This window comes from Methylobacterium sp. J-030, assembly GCF_022829545.1.
GTDB lineage: Bacteria > Pseudomonadota > Alphaproteobacteria > Rhizobiales > Beijerinckiaceae > Methylobacterium.
Map to the genome: position 1 here is coordinate 1 of NZ_JAKSYM010000282.1, position 394 is coordinate 394.

Consider the following 394-nt stretch of genomic DNA (forward strand, 5'->3'; position numbering starts at 1 on the left):
CCTCCGCACGTCCCTCAAGAACCTGATCCACCGCGACCCGGGCGCCGCCCTGCGCGAGCGCGCCGACGGCCTACGCGGCAGCCTGAGCCGCCGAACCGCCCTCGCCGGCGCAGTTGCCGTCGCCGTGCCCCTGCCGGTGACCGCCGGCCCGCAGCAGCCCAGCGCGGCGGGGGCGGCCTTTCTCGCCCTTGTCCCGCCAGCCTTTGCCGCCCTGCCCCGCCTCATCCCCGCCCAAACCGAGATGACCCGCCTCGACATCGAGGCCGAAGCCGTAGACAGCGGCTACCCCGGACCGCACGAAGAAGGCCGCCACAGGGCCTGGGCGGATCAAGTCTCGCAACGCCGCCAGACCAACGGTTTCGGCTCCGCCTGGGAGGCCGCCAACGCTATCGAC

Annotated in this window: 1 protein-coding gene; it reads left to right on the forward strand. The window is 73.9% G+C overall.

The annotated features are described in order from the left end of the window. The coding region (locus tag MKK75_RS20880) for a hypothetical protein (protein WP_244044434.1) at positions 1-394 on the forward strand (394 nt) is incomplete at both ends.